Origin of the sequence: Micromonospora sp. NPDC057141, assembly GCF_042670805.1 — a bacterium.
In the GTDB taxonomy this organism is placed as follows: domain Bacteria; phylum Actinomycetota; class Actinomycetes; order Mycobacteriales; family Micromonosporaceae; genus Micromonospora.
Genome location: NZ_JBHUVA010000021.1, coordinates 55269 through 70793, shown reverse-complemented (window position 1 = coordinate 70793; position 15525 = coordinate 55269). Strand labels below are relative to the sequence as shown.

The following is a 15525-nucleotide window of genomic DNA, read 5'->3' as shown; positions in this document are numbered from 1 at the left end:
GTGGCGAATGACCGAAGCCGGCTGGCAGCCGAAGGCAGCGGGTGTCATGCGGCTGCCGTCCGGGCGGCTGGTGCGCGGCCGTGGCCTGCGGGATCCGCTGCCGGACGGGCCCGAGCCGCAGTTCGGGGTCTACCTGGTGGGCGCCCCGCCGGAGCCGGTGACGTGGGAGAGCCGGTGGGTCCGCTGTCGGGACTTCTGGCTGCCGGCCGACCGCGCGGACTTCGTGGCCGCCCTGCGCGAGGTGCTGGGCCGGGCCGCGACGCAACGGGTCGAGGTGGCCTGCGGCGGAGGCTTCGGGCGTACCGGGACGGCACTGTCGTGCCTGGCGATCCTCGATGGCGTGCCCCCGGCGGAGGCCGTCGCCTACGTCCGCGAGCACTACCTGCCCCGGGCCGTCGAGACGCCGTGGCAGCGGCGTTTCGTCGCCCGCTTCGACCCGGCGACGCACCGGCGCTGACCGGTACGTGCCCGTCCCGCCCGGCTCCGGTTCGTCCACCGCTGCCGGCCCCGATCGACTGCTGGTCATCGTGCGCCGGCCTGTTGCGGCGCCCCACCTGCCGGTAGCGTCGTCGGCGTGGATTCCGACGACATTGCCGCCCGGCTCGGGGTACCCGTCGAGGACGTCGAGCGCGTGCATCGGCTCGCTGGGGACCGGCCGTCGGCTCCGCTGCCTGCCAAGGGCGACGCGCCCGCGATCCTCGACCGGCTCGCGGTGCCCCCGGACGACGCCGCCGAGATCATGTTGGGCTGGCCCGACGACGACTCCCCGTTGTGGACTCCGGAGCTGCGCTGGCTGCTGGACCGCTCGATCGCCCTGGTGCGCGCCGACCTCGGCGGCCACGGCTGGCTGTCGCCCGGCCCGGAGCTGCCGCGCGGCCGGGGCCCCGCCTGGCGGCATCTCTACGTGTACGCGTACCTGGCCCTGGTCGACGTCGTCCGGGGTTACCACCGCGCCCACGGCATCGCCGATGCCGTGTCGTGGGTGACTCTCGCGGACCTGGGTCGCAACCTCGCGATCGACCGGCGGATGCACGGCGAGGGCTGGCCGGTCATGCAGAGCTGGCTGACGCTGCACGCGCGCGGCGGCGTCTACGAGCTGGGCCGGCTGCAGCACCACCGCGGCGACGGCGACATCGGCCTGCACATTCCCGACTCGGGGCCGTTGACCCCGGAGGCGGTCGCGGCGTCGCTCGACGAGGCCCTTGCGTTCTTCCCGCGCCACTTTCCCGACGAGCACTACACGGCGTTCGTCTGCGGCTCGTGGCTGCTCGACCCGCAGCTGCGGGAATACCTGCCCGAGGACTCCAACATCGTGCGGTTCCAGCGGAGGTTCGAGCTGGAGCCCTACGAGGAGCCGGAAGGGCTGGACGCCGATGTCGAGGTGCGGCGGTACGTGTTCCGCACCCTGGCCACGCCGCTCGACCGGCTGCCGCGCCGCACCGCGCTCCAGCGCGCGGTCGTCGACCACCTGAAGGCCGGCCGCCACTGGCAATGGCGCCACGGCCGCTTTCCGATCTAGGCCGCCCGACGGCCCGGTCCCGTCCGCGTGGAATTGGGGGAGTCATGACCAGCGAGTTCACCGGACTGACCGCGGTGGTGACCGGCGGTGGCTCCGGCATCGGCCTGGCCACCGCCCGCATGCTCGCCGAGCGGGGCGCGGCCGTCGTCTGCCTCGACCTGGACCCGTTCGGGGTGCCGGCCCCGCTGCACGGCCTGCGCTGCGACGTCACGAGCGACACGTCGGTGACTGACGCCGTCGCCGTCGCGGCCCACCACCTCGGCGGCATCGACATCCTGGTCAACAACGCCGGCGTCGGGGCGCAGGGGTCCGTCGAGGCGAACCCGGCCGACGAGTGGCACCGGGTCTTCGACGTCAACGTGGTGGGCATCGTCCGGGTCACCCGGGCGGCCCTGCCCCACCTACGGGCCTCCGCCGGCGCGGTCGTCGTCAACACCTGCTCCATCGCGGCGACGGTGGGTCTGCCGGACCGGGCGCTCTACAGCGCGACGAAGGGCGCCGTGCAGGCGTTGACCCTCGCCATGGCCGCCGACCACGTCGCGGAGGGGATCAGGGTCAACTGCGTCAACCCGGGCACCGCCGACACCCCCTGGGTGCGCAGGCTGCTCGACTCCGCCGCCGACCCGGCCGCCGAGCTCGCCGCCCTGGAGGCCCGCCAACCCATGGGGCGGCTGGTCTCCGCCGCCGAGGTCGCCGCCGCGATCTGCTACCTGGCCAGCCCGCTGGCGGCTTCCACCACCGGGACGGTGCTCGCGGTCGACGGTGGCGTGCACGGGCTCCGCCTCCGACCGACCGCGACCGGCGGCACCCCGCCGAGAACCCACCCCCGCCCCGGCACCGAGGAGGCACCATGAAGACCACCCGCCTGGGGCGCTCGCCGGCCCCGGTCACCACGGTCGGGTTCGGCGCGGCCGGCATCGGCAACCTGTACCAGGCGGTCGACGACGACACGGCCCGCCGGGCGGTCGAGGCCGCGTGGCAGGCCGGTGTCCGCTACTACGACACCGCCCCGCACTACGGCCTCGGCCTGTCGGAGCGCCGGCTCGGCAGGGTGCTGGCGGGCCGGCCCCGCGCGGAGTTCACGGTCTCCACGAAGGTCGGCCGGATCCTGGTGCCGTCGCCGCAGACCGCACACCTGCGCGACGACGCCGGCGGGTTCGACGTGCCCGCCGACCACGCGCGTCGGTGGGACTTCAGCGCCGACGGGGTACGCCGGTCGCTGGAGTCCAGCCTCGTCCGGCTGGGCCTCGACCGGGTGGACGTGGTGCTGATCCACGATCCGGACGACCACTGGCGGCAGGCGGTCGACGAGGCGTATCCGGCCCTGCACGAGCTGCGCGACCAGGGCGTGGTGGGAGCGATCGGCGTCGGCATGAACCAGTGGCAGATGCTGGAGCGGTTCGTCACCGACACCGACATCGACACCGTGATGCTCGCCGGCCGTTACACCCTGCTGGACCAGTCGGCGGCGCGGACGCTGCTGCCCCGGTGCCGGGAGCGGGCGGTCGCGGTGCTCGCCGCCGGAGTCTTCAACAGCGGCATCCTCGCCACCGAACCACCGGGCCGGAACTACGACTACGGGCCGGTGCCGGACGCGACGTACGCCAGGGCGGTGCGGATCGCGCAGGTGTGCCGCGCGCACGGGGTGGCCCTGCCGCAGGCGGCGATGGCCTTCGTGGCGCGGCATCCCGCCGTCGTCTCCCTGGTGCTCGGCGCGCGCAACGCCGAACAGGTCGACCGCAACGTGCGCCTCGCCTCCACGCCGGTGCCCGACGCGCTGTGGGCCGATCTGCTGGCCGAAGGGCTCATCGACTCGTGACCGCCGACGCGCACCACCACCGCGAGGCGGCGTCGTCGGGTGCGTGGCAGCGGGCTCATCGCCCGGCGTTGACGAAGGCGACGATCTCGTCGAGCCCGGGGCGGTAGCCGTCGCCGGTGTCCACCTCGATCTCGGGCACGGCGAGCCGGATGGGCTGGAAGCCCCGGTGACCGAGGGCGTGGGTCTGCCGGTCGCCGAGGTACGCGTCGGCGTGGGCCCGCCGGATCGCGTTCTCGTGCTGCCGTCGGCGGACGCGGTCGAAGGCCGCCTGTGCGTCGACCCGGCAGTGCACCACCCGGACGTCGGCGATCCCGGTCAACGGCAGCAGGCCTGGGCGCCACAGACGGTCCTGGAAGGCCGCCTCGGCGACCGTGGTGACACCCGCGGTCAACAGCAGCCGCAGCACCTCGAAGAACGTGGGCAGGGTCCGCAGGCTCAGCTCGTCGGTCGGCGTGGCGACGAAGTCCCCGGCGGCGTGGACCATGCCCTCCTTGATCTCGTCCCGGCAGATCGCCGGGCAGCCGATCCGCCGGGCGAGCAGGTGGGCGAGGGTCGTCTTGCCAGCTCCCGACGGTCCGCTGACGACGACGAGGGTCGGCGTTGTTCTCATCAGATCGTTGTAGCTCAGCTGGGTGCGGTGGGCCGTCGAGGGCGGTCACGTCGGGTGGAGCGGAGGCGTCCGCGGCCGGGCGTCGGGCGGCGGACAGGGCCGGTGACGGCGGCGAGCGCGGCGACGGCGAGCAGGACCGCGCACGCCAGGGCGAGCAGCCAGGAGACGGGTGCGTACTGCTGGCCATAGCGCTGTCAATTCGGCATAGGGTCGGGCGGTGGACATGCAACAGGTTCGGCAGGCGTACGTGTCCGCCGCGGAGCTCTACATCGGGCTGTTCGGGACGACCCGGCAGGTGCATCCCGACGACCTCGCCTTCGCCCGTCGACGAGTTCTCCGCGCGGCTGGCGCGCGCCGGCTTTACGGAGGCCGAGCGCCTGCACCGGCCCGGCGACGGTACCCGTCGGCCGCACGCCGCCATCGCGTCGGTCGCCACGGGGGGATGAGCTGGGCCGGCCGCCGCCGGTGCGGGCGAGCGCGCTCTCCGGGCCAATTGTGAGAGCGTCGCGTCCGCACCGGAGGCCCCGGTCGATCCCGGCGATCGACCAGGGCCGCCGTCGTTCCGGAACCGCTCAGAACGGCCACTGGTCGCGGGACCCGGCCTCGATGAGGGGGATCATCGCGAACGCTGCGTCGGACAGACCGCCGAACGTGTGCCGGTTGCCGACGGCCGGCGTGTGCCCGACCCGGTAGCCGGCCAGGTTCCAGGTGTACGTCGGCACGTGTGCCGGCACCGCGTGCGCGACGTCGGGTGCGCCGTGCTCGTGCGCCTGCTCGTCGGTGAGGATGACCACCCGGTCGTGCCCGTCGTAGTGTCTGCGTACCGCCTGCTCGGTCTCGGTGCCGCCGCCGTAGAAGTAGCCGCCGTCCCTGAACCGTCGCACCGCCGCGAGCACCGACTCGCCCGCCACGGCCGGGAACACCCGGCTGGCGGTGGAGAACGACACCACCGTCGCGTGCCGGGCGCGGGCGGCCAACGCGAGGCCGAACACGGTGGCGGCGTCCCAGCAGCGCAGGGTGCCGTCCCGGCTGAACGTGCTGTTCATCGACCCCGAGGTGTCGATCATGATCAGGGTACGTCCGTCCAGGGCGGGCACGTTCGCCAGCGTCTGCTGCAACGCCCGCTCCAGCGGGTACGCCCACCGCAGGCTCGGCGCCGCGTTGTAGGCCGACAGGAAACGCATCGGCAGCACGCGCGAGCGCGCGACCTCGCCCGGGTCGGACAGCTTCGCCGCCACCACCTCGGCGACCGCGTCGCCGACCCCGGCCTGGTCGAAGTTGCGCAGGTTGCGCAGCAGCGCCAGGTAGCCCATGGTCGGGATGACCGCCTCCCACGCGGCGGCGTCCATGGTGGTCTGCCGCCAGCCGGCCAGGGCCTCCCACGTCATCCCGGCCGCGCCGAGCACCGCCGGGTCGGTGACCTCCCGCCGCCGCTGCACCGGCAGGGCCGTCAGCTCGGCCCGGGCCGCCAGCACGGTCAGCGACTCCGGGAGCGGGTTGTCGCGCTTGTGGCGCCGGTCGAGGGCGTGCCGGAACAGGTCACCCTGCCGGTCGTTCCGCGCGACCGGATGGGTCAGGTCGATGACGTCACCGAACCGCACCGCACTGCCGTCGGAGTCGTACTTGAGCAGGCTGCGCTCGTGGTAGAGCCGCACGACGGCATCCGCGACGCCCCGCTTGACCGGCTTCGGCAGGGCCCGGCCGTGCCGGCCCAGCCAGTACGCCAGCGCCTCACCCGGCTCGTCGGCGCGCTGCAACGCCGACCCCACGACCGCCCGGGAACCCGGCACGCCGGCAGCGACCTGCGCCCGGGCACCTTCCAGCGCGGCCACCACGGACGCCGAGCGCAGCATCGCGCCGGTGCGCAGCCACGGCACGAACCGGGCGAACCAGTCGGGGTCGGCGACCGCGACGGCGGCGACCAGCTCACGGAACCGGGCGTCGCGGTCGGCGGCGGCCTCGTAGAAGGTGTCCTCGCCGACCATGTTGGACACCGCGAGCAGGAACAGCTCGGCCCGCTGCTCGCGCGCGAAACCCGGCGCTCCCTCGGCGGTCACGACCTCGTCGGTCTCGGGCCGGCTGTGGCGTGGCCTGACGTTGAACCTGGCCATCGCGTCCCCCATGGCGGTCGAGGAGGAGAGGACGCCACCGCACCGCATACCCGAGATCGGAAGTCGGCGACGGACATGTCCGCTGCTCTGTCCGGTTGAGCTAGCACGCCAGGGCGTGCGAGGGACTCGAACCCCCAACCCGCGGATCCGTGAAGTAACCGTTGCCTGCGCACCGGGTGTGCGGTGTGGTCGCGCCTCCCGAGATCGAATCGGCGACGGCGACTGGCCCTTGCGGGCCAAGGTGACCTGGGCCGCTGGTCGACACCGCCGAAGCGGTGGCGGGATTCGAACCCGCGTCTCCCCGTTGGAAGCGGAAGTAGCCGTTGCCTGCGCACCGGGAGGTGCTGACGGAAGAGTAGGGGACCGCAGGGCCGTCGACAAGCCGAATCCGGGCCGGCAGCAGTCGGCCGGGATGGTGCCGGTCGAGCGGCGTCGGTCTGGCGCGCGGAGCCTGACGGAAAGTGGTCGAAGCGTTGCGCGGCGTCCACCTCCGTCGTTCCGCCGCAGATCAGGCCCCGATCGCGTTGCTGCCAGCTCTGGACAGTTGATTGCCGGCACGTTACGGTTCCCACATTCTATTGAATCCAGAATGTAGAAACCGGCTGGAGAGGTGCAGGCGATGGTGATGGCGACCTCCCGCGCGGCGATCGTCACCGGCCCCGACGGGCCAGTGGAGATCCGTGAGTACCCGGTGCCCGCGCCGGGCCCGGGCGAGGCGGTGATCCGGGTCGAGCTGTGTGGCATCTGCGGCACCGACGCCCACGTCTTCCACGGCCGCCTGCCCAGCATCACCTTCCCCGTCCTGCTGGGCCACGAGACCGTCGGCACCATCGCCGCGCTCGGCCCCGGCCTGGACCGGGACTTCGCCGGCCGGCCGGTCACCGTCGGCGACCGGGTCGGGGTGTTCCCCGCGGCCAGTTGTGGCACCTGCTACGAGTGCGTGGTGCTGCGCCGCCCCGGGCAGTGCCGGCGACGTCCCCCGTCGTACGGATTCAAGTCGCCGGTCGACCTCGGAGCGGCGCTCAGCGGTGGGTTCGCCGAGTACCTGCACCTGGCCAACCCCTGGACGGTCTTCTACCGCACCGAACTGCCGCCCGAGGTCGCGATCCTCGCCGAACCCATGTCGGTGGCCCTGCACGGCATCCACCGGGCCGGCGTCGGGCTCGGCTCCACCGTGGTGGTGCAGGGCGTGGGCGCCATCGGCCTGATGGTCGTCGCCGCCGCGCGGGCCGCCGGAGCCACTCGGGTGGTCGCCGTCGACAGCAACGCCAGCCGCCTCGCCCTCGCCGCCGAGCTGGGGGCCGATTCGGCGGTCGACATCGGCACGCTCGACCCCGGCGCGCCGCGGCACGCGGCCGTACGGGACGTGCTCGGCGGGACCGGAGCCACCGCCGTGCTCGGCTGCAGCGGCTCCCCGGCCGGTTTCGCCGAGGCGATCGGCTACGTCGCAGACGGCGGCACCCTCGCCGAGCTGGGCAACTTCACCGATCGCGGGCCGATCGCGTTCAACCCCTACAGCGATCTGGTCCGGCGGGACGTCACCATCACCGGCGTCTACGGTGCCGGTCCGGACATGCAGGCGCGTTACCTGCGCGCCCTGGAGATCCTCGAGCGGGGCGGCCCGTCCTGCGCCCGGGTGGTCTCGCACCGCGTCCCGTTGCGGGACGTGGAACTGGCCCTGCGTTCGATCAGCACCGGCAATCGACTGCATGGGAGCGACGTCGTGAAGATCGCCGTCGACGTGTCCCGGTAGGCGACAGCTCCCAGTAGGCGACAGCCGGGCGGCAACACCCGATCCTCCACCGACGAACCATTCCCCTGAGAGGGGTTACCTGTGCACAGCCCTTTCCGCGCACTGCGCGGCACGACCCGTAGAGCGCTCCTGGCGGGCGGCCTGGCCGCCACGGTCGCGATGTCCCTCGCGGCCTGCGGCTCCGGTGACGACGACAGCATCACCGGCGGCGGTGTGGGCACCGCCGAGAAGCCGGTCTCCATCCGGATGATCGCCAACGACGCGTTCGCGCGGCAGTGGCAGGAACAGATGGTGCCGGAGTTCAACAAGGCATACCCGAACATCAAGGTCACCATCGACGGCGTGCCCTACGGCGACCTGCTCGCCAAGGAGATGCTGGAGCTGACCGCCCCGGAGCCGACGTACGACATCGTCGTCGCCGACGACCCGTGGATCCCGCAGCTGGCGAAGACCGGCGGCCTGGCCGACCTCAAGGGCGACCTGGGCGCGTTCACCAAGTCCGACTACGACTGGGACGACTTCAACGCCGCGCCGCTGGCCGCCGGTGAGTGGCAGGGCAAGCAGTACTCCGTGCCGCTGCGCTCCAACCTGCTGCTGATGTTCTACAACAAGACGCTCTACAGCAAGGCCGGGCTGCCCGAGCCGACGCCGGCCCTGACCTGGCAGCAGTACCTGGAGCAGGCGCCGAAGCTGGTGCAGGACACCAACGGCGACGGCAAGACCGACGCCTGGGCGGTGGGCACCTACTTCACCCGGGACCCGCTGACCCCGACGATCTGGCAGACCATCCTCAACAGCAACGGCGGCCAGATCCTCGACGGGAACAACAAGCCGGCGTTCAACACCCCGGAGGGGGTCGCCGCCCTCCAGACCCACGTCGACCTGCTCAAGTACGCCCCGCCCGGCGCGGCCACCTACCAGTTCAACGAGCCGCTGGAGGCGTTCCGGCAGGGCAAGACGGCCACCATGTTCATGTGGGGCAGCGTCTACCGGGGCACCGCGATCGACGAGAAGACCACCACGCTGAAGCCGGAGGAGGTCGGCATCCAGGTGATGCCGGTCGGCTCGCTCAGCGCGGGGGCCCACCGGGGCATGTGGACCGGTGCGGTGGCGAAGAAGAGCAAGCAGGCCGAGGCGGCGTGGGCGCTGCTGCAGTGGCTCTCCTCCAAGGAGGGCGAGAAGTGGCAGGTCAACACCCTGGGTGTCTTCCCGGCGCGTAAGTCGACCCTGGCGTCCACCCCCGAGCAGGCCTGGCTCGCGCCGGTCTTCACGGCCATCGCGGACGGCTACGCGGCGGTCGACAAGGGCAAGATGTGGCGACCGAAGCTCCCCGAGTCCGATGCCATCCAGCAGATCCTGGCGACCCAGCACAGCCTGGCGATCTCCGGGCAGGCCACCCCGGCCCAGGCGTTGCAGAACGCCGAGGACGAGATCGACAAGTTGTTGAAGTCCAAGGGTTACTGAGCGCGGAGCATCAGGTGCCTATCACGACTGAGACGGCGGCGGTGGGGAGCGCGAGCGCGTTCCCTGCCGCCCCGGCGGGGCCGTCCCTCCGACGTCGGCCGTTCGGCCACCGCCTCCGGGACCTCGGCAGCCGGTGGCTGTTCCTCGCCCCGGCGCTGGCGATCCTGGTGGCGGTGCTGGCCTACCCGCTCTTCTACACCGTCCAGATCAGCTTCTCCGAGCTGGACCTGGCCACCTTCACCCCGGCCAGGAACGTCGGGTGGCTCAACTACCGGACCGTCGTCGACGATCCGGGATTCCTCAACTCGCTGAAGGTCACCGGCGTCTACCTGGCCCTGGCGCTGCCGTTGCAGATGGTCCTCGGCTTCGGCATCGCCTTCCTGCTCAACGTCGAGTGGCGTGGCCGGGGGGTGCTGCGGTCGCTCTTCCTGATCCCGATGGTGGTCGTCCCGGTGGTCGCCGGCGGCGTGTGGAAGATGCTGCTCGACCCGATGTGGGGCTTCGTCAACTACCTGCTCGGCCTGGTCGGTCTCGGCCCGGTCGACTGGTTGGCCGACCCCACCCTGGCGATGGTGAGTCTGGTGCTGATCGACACCTGGCGGTGGACGCCGTTCGTCGTGCTCATCGCCTCCGCCGGGCTCATGTCGCTGCCCGGTGACGTGTTCGAGGCGGCCCGGGTCGACGGCGCGGGCTGGTTCGCCACCCTGCGCAGGATCACCCTGCCGCTGCTCGCCCCGGTCATCCTGGCCGCGTTCATCGTGCGGTGGCTCGGCGCGGTGAAGATGTTCGACATCGCCCTCGCCGCCACGAAGGGCGGGCCGGGCCAGGCGACCGACGTGGTCAACCTCTACATCTACGAGAAGGCGTTCCGTGGCCTCGAGTTCGGCACGGCATCGTCGATGGCGACCCTCGTGCTCGCCATCACCATGCTGCTGACCTTCCTGTTCCTGCGGCTCAACCGGTTCCTGGAGAAGCGATGGTGACGACGACGGCGGCGCCCCCCACCGTCCGCGGCCGGTCCCGGCACGGCCGGCTCGGCCGCGGGGTACGGATCGGCGGTGCGGTCGCCGCGACGGTGGTGTTCCTGTTCCCGGTGCTGTGGATGATCAGCACGTCGCTGAAGCTGCCCCGGGACATCTTCGCCAGTCCGCCCCGCTGGTTCAGCACCATCACCTGGGAGAACTACACCAGCTACTTCGCGCAGGCCGACATCGGCCCCCGCATGGTCAACACGGTGATCGTCGCGGTCGGCGCGGGCCTGCTGTCGATCACCGCCGGGTCGATGGCCGGCTACGCGCTGGCCCGGTTGCCGATCCGGGGAGCCGGGCTGATCGGTGGCCTGATCCTCGCCTCGCGGGGCGTGCCACCGATCGCGCTGGCCGTGCCGATGTTCCTGGTCGCCCGCCGGTTCGACCTCACCGACCGGCACATCACGTTGATCCTGGCGTACTGCACCTTCCTGATCCCGTACGTGATGTGGCTGATGCGCTCGTTCTTCCTGGGCCTGCCCAAGGAGCTGGAGGAGTCGGCGATGCTGGACGGCGCCTCCCGGCTCGGCGCGTTCTTCCGGATCATCGTGCCGTGCAGCCTGCCCGGCCTGATCTCGACGCTGATCTTCAGCATCATCCTGGCCTGGGAGGAGCTGCTGTTCGCGCTGGTCCTGACCAACCGGGACGCGGCGACGATCCCGGTCGCCATCGCCGGGATGGCGGCCGACACCGAGCAGGGCGCGATGTGGGGGCCGCTGACCGCGGTCGGCACCCTCACCGTCATTCCGGTGGTGGTGTTCGCGCTGTTCGTACAGAAGTGGCTGATCAAGGGCCTGGCGGAGGGCGCGACCAAGGGCTGACGCCCGAGGTCGCCCCGGAGAAGGTGGCGGGAAGCATGAAGATTCGGGACGTCCGCGCCTCGCTGGTCGAGATTCCCTACCCACGGCCGTTCGTGCCGTCCTGGGCGCCGGAGGGGGAGCACCGGACGATGGCGGCCGTGATCGTCGAGGTGGAGACCGACTCCGGCGTGGTCGGGGTCTCCGGCGGCGACATGGGGCACGGATCCGGTCCGTTGCTGCTCACCACGATCCGGGACGTGATCCGGCCGATGCTGGTCGGCCACGACCTGTTCGCCACCGAGCACATCGCCAACCGCCTGCGCTACGCCGCGCAGTACTTCTTCCCCCGCCCGTGGGTGGTCGGCGTCGCGGTCTGGGACGCGGTCGGCAAGGTCTGCGGCCGACCGCTCTACCAGCTCTGGGGCGGCACCACCGACGAGATCCCGGCGTACGCCAGCTTCGGCGAGGTGCGCGATCCGGCGCAGCGGGTCGACGACGCGCTGGCAGCGGTCGCGGCCGGTTTCCGCGGCATCAAGCTGCGCGTCCACTCGGCGACGGTGGCCGAGGACCTGCGCCAGGTCGCGGCGGTCCGGGAGGCCGTCGGACCGGACGTCATGCTGGCGGTGGACGCCAACCAGGCGGCCTCCCGGTGGCGGTACGCCCCGGACGGCAGCCGGCTGATCTGGACGTACGAGCGGGCGCTGACCACCGCCCGGGAACTGTCCGACCTGGACGTCGCCTGGTTGGAGGAGCCGTTGCCCCGGCACGACTACCAGGCGCTGCGCAGGTTGACCGCGGCCGTACCGGTGCCGATCGCCGGCGGCGAGCACAATCGGGGCTTCGCCGAACTGGTCCGGCTGTTGGAAGATGACTGCTTCGACATCTACCAGCCCGACGCCAACGAGAGCGAGGAGATCCATGCCCTGCGGCAGTTCGGGACCATGGTCGTCGCTCGGCACCGGCGGATCATCCCGCACGCCTGGGCGACCGGGCTGGGCATCGCGGGCAACCTCCAGCTCTGCGCGTCCCTGCCGTCGTGCGAGTGGCTGGAGTACCCGTACGATCCGCCCGTCATCGTGCCGGAGGTCTTCCAGGTGATGCTGGCCGAGCCGCTGTTGCCCGACCCGGCCACCGGCGCCGTGCGGGTGCCGACCGGGCCCGGCCTCGGCGTCACCCTGGACCCGGCGGCGATCGACCGGCTGACCGTGCAGCGAGTGTGAGGGGGACACCGGTGAGCACCGAGACCTTCCAGATGAAGTCCGACATCGCCATCAGCCACATCAAACAAATGATCATGTCGGGTGACGCGCCGCCGGGCAGCCGGATCGTGGCCCGGGTCGTCTCCGAGGCGCTGGGCATCAGCGAGACCCCGGTCCGGGAGGCGATCAAGTCGCTGGTCGCCGACGAGTGGCTGGTGTTGCGCCCGCACGTCGGCGCGGTGGTGGCGAGCGTCGGCCTGGACAACATCCAGGAGGTGTACGGCATCCGGGGGGCGCTCGGCGGGCTCGCCATCGAACTCGGCGGCGCGGCCTACCCGGCGGAGCGGCTCGCCGAGATAGACGCCGTGCTGCGCGCCTGCGAGCCGGTGGTGGCCGACCGGGACGTCGACGCGTTCTCCACGCTCAACCGGCAGTTCCACGCGCTGCTCTCGGACACCCCGCAGACCACGGTGATCAACCGGATGCTGACCTCGCTCTGGTCGCGCACCGAGGGGGCCAAGTACGGCTTCCGGTTCGTGCCGTGGCGACTGGCCGAGTCGCACGCCGAGCACGTCGCGATCCGGGACGCGATCGTGGCCGGAGACTTCGCCCGCGCCGCACGGCTCGTCCGCGAACACGAGCAGGCGGGCATGGAAGCGCTGCTGCAAGGCATGCAGCAGACCGAACCGCGGCCGGCCGGCCGCCGACAGGAGACGTATGAGTGACGTGGGACGGGCCTACATCGACGGCGCGTGGTGTGAGCCGGCCGGCGGCGCCGTGTTCGAGGTGCGGGAGCCGGCCACCGGCGCCGTGCTCGGCACGGTGGTCGACGCCGGGGCCACCGAGGCGCAGGCGGCGGTCGAGGCGGCCGGCCGGGCGCTGGCCGGGTGGCGGGCGCTCCCGGCCCACCTGCGGGCCGAGAAGCTGCGCGCGGTCGGCGCGGTGCTCAGCCGGCGGGCCGACGAGATCGCCCGGACGATGACCCGGGAGCAGGGCAAGCCGCTGGCCGAGGCGCGGGCCGAGGTGCTCTCGGGCGCCGAGCACCTGCTCTGGTCGGCCGAGGAGACCCGCCGGTTGTACGGCGAGACGGTGCCGTCCACCTCGGCCAGCTCGCGCATCTGGCTGCTGCCGGAACCGGTGGGTGTGGTCGCCGCGATCACCCCCTGGAACTTCCCGCTGTCCATGGTGACCCGCAAGCTCGGTCCGGCGCTGGCCGCCGGGTGCCCGGTGGTGCTGAAGCCCTCCGAGCTGACCCCGTTCTCCGCGCTCGCGGTGGCCGGGGCGTGCGCCGAGGCGGGTCTGCCGCCGGGTGTGGTGAACGTCGTGCCGACCACCCGGCCGGCCGAGGTGGCCGAGGTCTTCATGGCCGCGCCCGAGGTGCGCAAGGTCTCCTTCACCGGGTCCACCCGGGTCGGCAAGCTCCTGATCGCGGCCAGCGCGCCGGACGTGAAGCGGATGTCGGTCGAGTTGGGCGGGCACGCCCCGGTGCTGGTCTTCGCCGACGCCGACCTGGCGAAGGCGGCGGCGGGCGTGGCCCGGGCCAAGTTCTACAACGCCGGGCAGGCGTGCACCTCGCCCAACCGCATCTTCGTCCACTCGTCCGTGGCCGAGGAGTTCGGCCGGCTGCTGGCCGCCCGCACGGCGGCGCTGCCGGTGGGCGACGGACTGGCCGACGGCACCCGGATCGGCCCGCTGATCAACTCGTCGGCCGTGGACAAGGTCAGCGCCCACGTCGCCGACGCGCTGGGCCGGGGGGCGCGGGTCCTGACCGGCGGTGACCGGCCCACCGACGGGTCGTACGCCGGGGGCAGCTTCCACGCCCCGACGGTGCTGGCCGGGGTGACCGACGAGATGCTGGTCAGCACCGAGGAGACCTTCGGGCCGGTCGCGCCGCTGCTGACCTTCGAGTCCGACGAGGAGGTGGTGGCCCGCGCCAACGCCACCCCGTACGGTCTGGCCTCCTACCTCTGGAGCCGGGACCTGTCCCGGGTGATGCGCACGGCCGAGGCGCTGCGGTTCGGCATGGTCTCGGTCAACGGCGGCAACTTCGCCGCGCCACAGGGGCCGTTCGGCGGGGTCAAGGGCAGCGGGTACGGCCGGGAGGGCGGCCACCACGGCGTCGAGCACTACCTCGACTACAAGTACCTGTCGGTGGAACTCGATGGCTGAGCGATCCGCCCGCGACCACCTGACCCACGAGCGGGAGATCACCAGCCGGGTGGACCTGTGCCTGCCGGACGGCCGGCTGAACCCGGACGCGGTGGGCTGGACCCGCCGGCCGCTGCACCGGGCGAACCTGCGCGGCTGGGGCCGCAACAAGCGGTTCGAGTACTGGTGTGTGACCACGCCGACGCACCTGGTCGCGGTGAACGTCTCGCACGCCGACTACCGGGTCACCTACGCCGCGTTCTTCCTGGACTTCGCCACCGACCGGGCGATCCAGGTCGCCGAGCGGCACGTGCTGCCGACGGGCACGCCGATGCCGGCGGTCTCCGGCGAGGGCTGGGTACGGGCCCGGGGCCGGCGCATCGCCCTCGGGTTCGACGAGACTCCGTTCAGCACCCGGCTGCGCGCCCGTTCCGAGCGGCTCTCGGTCGATCTGGAGGTGGACCGGCCCGAGGGGCACGAGTCGCTGGGTGTGGTGGTGCCGTGGAACGACCGCACCTTCCAGTACACCCGCAAGGACAACTGCCTGCCGGCGCGGGGGCGGGTGACCGTCGACGGGCAGGCGTACGAGTTCGACCCGTCGACCGCGTACGCCACGCTGGACCACGGCCGGGGCCGGTGGCCGTACTCGATCGTGTGGAACTGGGGCGCGGCCAGTGGCCGGTGCGGTGGCCGGGAGATCGGCCTGCAGCTCGGTGGCAAGTGGACGGTCGGCACCGGGATGACCGAGAACGCCGTCCGGGTGGACGGCCGGCTCCACAAGATCGGCGACGAGTTGACCTGGTACTACGACAGCCACGACTGGCTGGCGCCGTGGCGGATGGTGGGCCGGCGGGTCGAGCTGACCTTCACCCCGTTCCACGACCGGGCCGCCTACAGCAGTTGGCTGGTGGTGGAGAGCGCCGAGCACCAGGTGTTCGGGCGCTACTCGGGGCACGTGGTGACCGACGAGGGTGAGCGGGTTCCGGTCGACGGGCTGCTCGGCTGGGCCGAGGAGGTCCGGCGCCGATGGTGACGCCGAGCTCTGCCGGCAGACAGATTCTATATTCTGCGGAA

General features: G+C 72.3%; 14 protein-coding genes. 12 read left to right on the top strand and 2 right to left on the bottom strand.

What is annotated here, in order from left to right:
* Nucleotides 1–7 precede the first annotated feature (7 nt).
* The 4 genes from ACFT41_RS14400 to ACFT41_RS14385 all read left to right on the top strand — a co-directional run bounded on the left by ACFT41_RS14400 (nucleotide 8) and on the right by ACFT41_RS14385 (nucleotide 3338).
* Complete coding sequence (locus ACFT41_RS14400; RefSeq protein WP_377585488.1) at nucleotides 8–457, top strand: protein phosphatase; 450 nt, start codon at nucleotides 8–10, stop codon at nucleotides 455–457.
* A gap of 117 nt (nucleotides 458–574) precedes the next feature.
* Nucleotides 575–1519, top strand: a complete 945-nt coding sequence (locus tag ACFT41_RS14395) for an acyltransferase domain-containing protein (RefSeq protein WP_377585485.1) — start codon at nucleotides 575–577, stop codon at nucleotides 1517–1519.
* 44 nt (nucleotides 1520–1563) lie between these two features.
* On the top strand, nucleotides 1564–2373 hold the full coding sequence (locus tag ACFT41_RS14390; RefSeq protein ID WP_377585482.1) for an SDR family NAD(P)-dependent oxidoreductase: 810 nt from the start codon (nucleotides 1564–1566) through the stop codon (nucleotides 2371–2373).
* Nucleotides 2370–3338 carry an aldo/keto reductase gene (locus tag ACFT41_RS14385; protein WP_377585479.1) on the top strand — a complete coding sequence of 323 codons (969 nt, stop codon included), beginning with the start codon at nucleotides 2370–2372 and terminating at the stop codon, nucleotides 3336–3338. Before ACFT41_RS14390 ends, ACFT41_RS14385 begins: the two co-directional genes overlap by 4 nt.
* Before the next feature lie 55 nt (nucleotides 3339–3393).
* Here ACFT41_RS14385 and ACFT41_RS14380 read toward each other — a convergent pair whose 3' ends face one another.
* Nucleotides 3394–3948: an AAA family ATPase gene (locus ACFT41_RS14380; RefSeq protein ID WP_377585476.1), complete on the bottom strand. Its 555-nt coding sequence runs from the start codon at nucleotides 3946–3948 to the stop codon at nucleotides 3394–3396.
* Between the two features lie 572 nt (nucleotides 3949–4520).
* Complete coding sequence (locus ACFT41_RS14375; RefSeq protein ID WP_377585473.1) at nucleotides 4521–6059, bottom strand: TROVE domain-containing protein; 1539 nt, start codon at nucleotides 6057–6059, stop codon at nucleotides 4521–4523.
* Between the two features lie 619 nt (nucleotides 6060–6678).
* On the opposite strand from ACFT41_RS14375, the gene ACFT41_RS14370 reads away from it, so the two are divergent.
* From ACFT41_RS14370 to ACFT41_RS14335, 8 genes are all read left to right on the top strand, one after another.
* Nucleotides 6679–7812: a zinc-binding dehydrogenase gene (locus ACFT41_RS14370; RefSeq protein WP_377585470.1), complete on the top strand. Its 1134-nt coding sequence runs from the start codon at nucleotides 6679–6681 to the stop codon at nucleotides 7810–7812.
* A gap of 81 nt (nucleotides 7813–7893) precedes the next feature.
* Nucleotides 7894–9276, top strand: a complete 1383-nt coding sequence (locus ACFT41_RS14365; protein WP_377585468.1) for an ABC transporter substrate-binding protein — start codon at nucleotides 7894–7896, stop codon at nucleotides 9274–9276.
* A gap of 14 nt (nucleotides 9277–9290) precedes the next feature.
* Nucleotides 9291–10259, top strand: a complete 969-nt coding sequence (locus tag ACFT41_RS14360; RefSeq protein WP_377585465.1) for a carbohydrate ABC transporter permease — start codon at nucleotides 9291–9293, stop codon at nucleotides 10257–10259.
* Nucleotides 10253–11125 (top strand): carbohydrate ABC transporter permease, encoded by an 873-nt coding sequence (locus ACFT41_RS14355; protein WP_377585463.1) that lies wholly within the window; start codon nucleotides 10253–10255, stop codon nucleotides 11123–11125. Before ACFT41_RS14360 ends, ACFT41_RS14355 begins: the two co-directional genes overlap by 7 nt.
* A gap of 35 nt (nucleotides 11126–11160) precedes the next feature.
* The gene (locus ACFT41_RS14350; protein ID WP_377585461.1) at nucleotides 11161–12324 is read left to right on the top strand and encodes a mandelate racemase/muconate lactonizing enzyme family protein; all 1164 of its coding nucleotides are present in this window, start codon (nucleotides 11161–11163) and stop codon (nucleotides 12322–12324) included.
* A gap of 11 nt (nucleotides 12325–12335) precedes the next feature.
* The gene (locus ACFT41_RS14345) at nucleotides 12336–13028 is read left to right on the top strand and encodes a GntR family transcriptional regulator (protein WP_377585458.1); all 693 of its coding nucleotides are present in this window, start codon (nucleotides 12336–12338) and stop codon (nucleotides 13026–13028) included.
* On the top strand, nucleotides 13021–14472 hold the full coding sequence (locus ACFT41_RS14340) for an NAD-dependent succinate-semialdehyde dehydrogenase (protein WP_377585455.1): 1452 nt from the start codon (nucleotides 13021–13023) through the stop codon (nucleotides 14470–14472). Before ACFT41_RS14345 ends, ACFT41_RS14340 begins: the two co-directional genes overlap by 8 nt.
* Entirely contained in the window at nucleotides 14465–15484 is a 1020-nt protein-coding gene (locus ACFT41_RS14335; RefSeq protein WP_377585452.1) for a DUF2804 domain-containing protein, read from the top strand. Before ACFT41_RS14340 ends, ACFT41_RS14335 begins: the two co-directional genes overlap by 8 nt.
* Nucleotides 15485–15525 lie beyond the last annotated feature (41 nt).